We start from the raw sequence: 3817 nt of genomic DNA, 5'->3' as shown, positions 1-3817 counted from the left end.
GTAGTTCCTCACTGGCGTCGCTTTCCTCGAAAAGCAGCTGCGTGATGCCGTAGCGGTCTCTTAGATCAATCCAAAGCATACCGCCTTTGTCACGGCTTCTTTGGACCCAACCACAGAGAGTAACTTCTTGATTTATATGTTCTAAGCGTAATTCGCCGCAATTGTGCGTTCTCAGCATGGTTAAAAATAATTCAATTTTATCCGGCTCTCCGGGCAGTTGCGGGGCAAAAGTACGTATTTTTACCAAATCTATTTAGAATCCCCTTGCTATGAAATCGTCCGCCTCCGTCCGCTTTTCCTTACTGTTACTACTTGGCTGCCTTACCGCTTGCTGGGAAAAAGACCCCGCCCCCGATCCGGGCAGCGAGAGGTCCGACCAGTTCGCTATCGTCCCTGACCGATTTCCGGTGGCACCTGGCCAGATGGACGAGGCATCAGGCCTGGCCGACAGCCGCAACTTTGCGGGCTATCTGTGGACGCATGAGGATTCGGGTAGCCCCGCCGAACTGTTACTGCTGAGTCACGATGGCAAGGAGGTCCGCCGCTATCGGCCACCCGGCATTGCAAACTACGACTGGGAGGATATTGCGGTGGGGGGAGGGCCCGAAAAGGACGTGAACTACCTCTACGTCGGCGACATCGGGATCAACGATGTCCACCCAGACCCCGGCACGCACACCATTATTCGAATCCCCGAGTTAAATAACCCGAACGAAAGCTTCGCGGCGGACAGAATCGCAAAACTCCGATTCCGCTTTCCCAACAACAACCCCGACGCCGAAACGCTGCTATTCGACCCGGTCACGAAAGACCTGTTTGTAGTTTCAAAAGAGCTGGAAAGCGCCAATCTTTACCGATTCGCTTACCCGCAATCCACTGACGGAACCACTACCCTCGAACACGTTGGCAAAATCCCGGCGCTACTGCTGGCCACCGGCGGCGATATCTCGGCAGATGGACAGGAGGTTCTGGTTCGCAATTACACCAACATCTACTATTGGAAAAGGAAGTCCGGGGAAACCATCGGGCAAACGCTGATGCGTGAGGCGAACAAACCCGTCCCGTACGCTCTTGAACCGCAGGGCGAGGCCGTCTGCTTCGACCGTGAAATGAAAGGGTACTACACGCTCAGCGAAAAGCGCAACGCCCAGAGTGTATCGCTTCAGTATTTTAGGCGGAAGTAAAAAAGGCACAAAGTCCCAAAGGCATAAAGGCACAAAGGCACAAAGCGGGGTTAATGCATTGTTAGAGAATAGAGAACCTTCGAATGATTAATACGTATCGTGATTTATTGGTTTGGCAGAAGGCTATGGTATTTGTGACAAGTATTTATAAAGCTAGTTCATCGTTTCCGAACGCTGAGCAGTTTGCTTTAACTTCCCAAATTCGTCGGTCAGCAATTTCAATACCTAGCAACATTGCCGAAGGTTATGGCCGTAGAAGTACAGGCGATTATGTTCGATTTTTACAAATATCTATCGGTTCGCTTTACGAGGTTCAGACTCAAATAGTGATAGCATTTAATTTAAATTACATACCAAAGGACCATTACGACCTATTACATCCCCAAAGCCGCGAAATTGAAAGAATGCTATCCAGCCTAATCCAAAAGATAAAAGACAACGCACACTAACTCTTTGTGCCTTTGGAACTTTGCCTCTTTGTGCCTTATAAAAATCAAATCAAATGATTTTTATAGGCGAAAGCCACGGCGGCGGCGGTGTTTTTGGTGCCGGTTTTTTCAAGAATGCGAAGACGGTGACCTTCAACCGTGCGCGTGCTGATGAATAGTTTTTCACTTATATCAACCGTGGAAAGGCCGTCGCAAAGTAGTTGCAGAACCTCCTGCTCTCGATTGGATAGCCCCACATTACGGGCGTTTGGGAAAAAGGGCTGTTTGTTAGAACTGCGTGCCACCATCTTGCGGTGCATGGCCTTCGACACGAAGTCGCTGTAATAAAACCCCTCCTCAGCTACGCGACGAATTGCCTTCTCTACCTCGTCGGGGGAAGTATCTTTGAGCAGGTAGCCGTGTACTCCTTTTTCAAGCATGTGCATAACGAAGCGATCCTCATCGTACATTGAAACTACAATTATCTTCACCTCAGGATGTTTTTCCAGCAAGATTTCTGTGGCTTGCATGCCATCCATGACGGGCATTTGTAAGTCCATCATAACGATGTCAGGCACCTTGATCGCCACCATGTCTAGCAGTTCCTGCCCATTGGCTGCTTCGTGAATAAACGCAAAGTCAGCCACGCCACTCAACATAGAAATGAATCCTTTGCGAAACAGTTCATGATCGTCAGCAATAGCGAGATGAAGCATAGTTCTTTTAGTATGTTGGAAACATTATGTTAAAGAGTTCGACTCTACGTCAAAAAAAGCAACTATTTTCAACCCTTCACCATCGTCCTTCTAAAAGGATGCAACGGCTCGGGCTTTTCACTACGTTGTGGCTCAACAGGAATTTGCACTTTTGCGCTCGAACCCCGGATATCGAGCTTCTGATAGTCCACTTCGCCGTTAATGACACTTAGTCGGCTCTCGATATTGCGTAACCCCAACCCGGCTTGGCCACCCGCTTCAACAGTAGTTGCGTCAAATCCTTTGCCATTGTCAGTTACCTGCAGCTCGATTTTGCCCTGCCTGAGATGCAGACCGATCACGATCTCGTCGCAATTGGCGTGCTTGATAGCGTTGTTGACGAGCTCTTGCATGATACGATAGAGAGCCAGCTCCACCTTTGGGGACTGCCGGGGGATGTCCTCACCCTCACAGTGGAAATGTACTGATAGGGCATAGCTGTCGTCCATACGATGAATGAACTCTTCGATACCAGCCACCAGACCAAACTGATCCAGCGTGGTAGGAACCAAGTCCCGGGTGATGCGCCGGACGTGGACAATGGTTTCCTCCACGAGCGACTGGGCCTTGTTTAGGGTTAATTCGGCGCGAGGAGTATTCAGGTGAGCCGCACCGGGCTGAATAGGGGCTAAGCGAGATTCATCTTTATAAAGTAGCTTGGCGAGCTGATTTAGACTCAACTTGGTCAGCGACAACATAGTGCCGATGTCGTCGTGCAAATCCTGCGCAATGCGCCGCCGTTCGCTTTCCTCGGAGCGGAGCGCCGTTTCCAGTAGTATCCGTTGATAGCTTTTCTCCACATCGCGCAGTTTCTTCTCTTGGTCCAGGCGCTTATGTTGATAATAGATTACGAAGACAATAGCGAAAATAGCCATCATCAGCATCACCAGGGTAGCGATAATGATCGCAAACCTGACTTGTTCAGGATTAAATTCTGTCATGGTGAGAGCGATTTTGCCAGATGCCGACGGAAAATAAGAACAGCGAAATAAGTTCAACGATGTAAGGGATGTCTTCAATCCAGCCCAACCGCAAATTGTTTTCCCATTTATTGGTGTAATACCAGAATGGGAAATAAAAAATGTTGCCGGAATAAAAAATCAGCAATCCAGCGCAGACCCAAAAGAAAGGGTAGGTGAGAATGTTGCTTACCTTCAGCGTATCGATTATCTCGTAAAAATAGAGAAGTACCCATAAAATGATGAGTGCACTCTCCACAACCTGCGAGTAGCGTCCAACCAAATGATTGTGTAAATCCGACAGATTGCGGTTGCTGGCATAGATATCCAGCAGCGCAAAGGGAATGAATGCAATCAGGGTGTAAAACATGACCCGTTTGATGGCTAACGACCGGAAATTGTAGTAAAACAGTCCGCTGAACAAAATGAAGCGAAACGGCACAAACCGATTCAGCAATAGGATATTGTTAGCGCGGTGGGCAGCCAGATGC

At 48.8% G+C, this 3817-nt stretch carries 6 protein-coding genes; 2 read left to right on the top strand and 4 right to left on the bottom strand.

Annotated features, from left to right (window positions below; translation table 11 throughout):
• The coding region (locus ACEW8P_RS02595; RefSeq protein WP_373511553.1) for an OB-fold nucleic acid binding domain-containing protein at positions 1 to 178 on the bottom strand (178 nt) is incomplete at its 3' end.
• Between the two features lie 91 nt (positions 179 to 269).
• Here ACEW8P_RS02595 and ACEW8P_RS02590 point away from each other — a divergent pair.
• The gene (locus ACEW8P_RS02590) at positions 270 to 1184 is read left to right on the top strand and encodes a PE-PGRS family protein (protein ID WP_373511552.1); all 915 of its coding nucleotides are present in this window, start codon (positions 270 to 272) and stop codon (positions 1182 to 1184) included.
• 83 nt (positions 1185 to 1267) lie between these two features.
• Positions 1268 to 1633 carry a four helix bundle protein gene (locus ACEW8P_RS02585; protein WP_373511551.1) on the top strand — a complete coding sequence of 122 codons (366 nt, stop codon included), beginning with the start codon at positions 1268 to 1270 and terminating at the stop codon, positions 1631 to 1633.
• 44 nt (positions 1634 to 1677) lie between these two features.
• Here the strand turns inward: ACEW8P_RS02585 and ACEW8P_RS02580 are convergent, their stop codons facing one another.
• From ACEW8P_RS02580 to ACEW8P_RS02570, 3 genes are all read right to left on the bottom strand, one after another.
• Positions 1678 to 2328: a response regulator gene (locus ACEW8P_RS02580; protein WP_373511550.1), complete on the bottom strand. Its 651-nt coding sequence runs from the start codon at positions 2326 to 2328 to the stop codon at positions 1678 to 1680.
• Positions 2329 to 2396: 68 nt separating this feature from the next.
• Positions 2397 to 3308, bottom strand: a complete 912-nt coding sequence (locus ACEW8P_RS02575; RefSeq protein ID WP_373511549.1) for a sensor histidine kinase — start codon at positions 3306 to 3308, stop codon at positions 2397 to 2399.
• On the bottom strand, positions 3295 to 3817 hold a 523-nt coding region (locus ACEW8P_RS02570; RefSeq protein ID WP_373511548.1), incomplete at its 5' end, for a hypothetical protein. The genes ACEW8P_RS02575 and ACEW8P_RS02570, both read right to left, overlap by 14 nt.

This window comes from Persicitalea sp. (assembly GCF_041751555.1).
Lineage (GTDB): Bacteria > Bacteroidota > Bacteroidia > Cytophagales > Spirosomataceae > Persicitalea.
This window is presented reverse-complemented; position numbering and strand designations above follow the sequence as displayed.

Coding starts and splice junctions, on each gene's coding strand:
- ACEW8P_RS02580 (WP_373511550.1), bottom strand. CDS start 2,328: ATGCTTCATCTCGCTATTGCTGACGATCATGAACTGTTTCGCAAAGGA.
- ACEW8P_RS02575 (WP_373511549.1), bottom strand. CDS start 3,308: ATGACAGAATTTAATCCTGAACAAGTCAGGTTTGCGATCATTATCGCT.
- ACEW8P_RS02585 (WP_373511551.1), top strand. CDS start 1,268: ATGATTAATACGTATCGTGATTTATTGGTTTGGCAGAAGGCTATGGTA.
- ACEW8P_RS02590 (WP_373511552.1), top strand. CDS start 270: ATGAAATCGTCCGCCTCCGTCCGCTTTTCCTTACTGTTACTACTTGGC.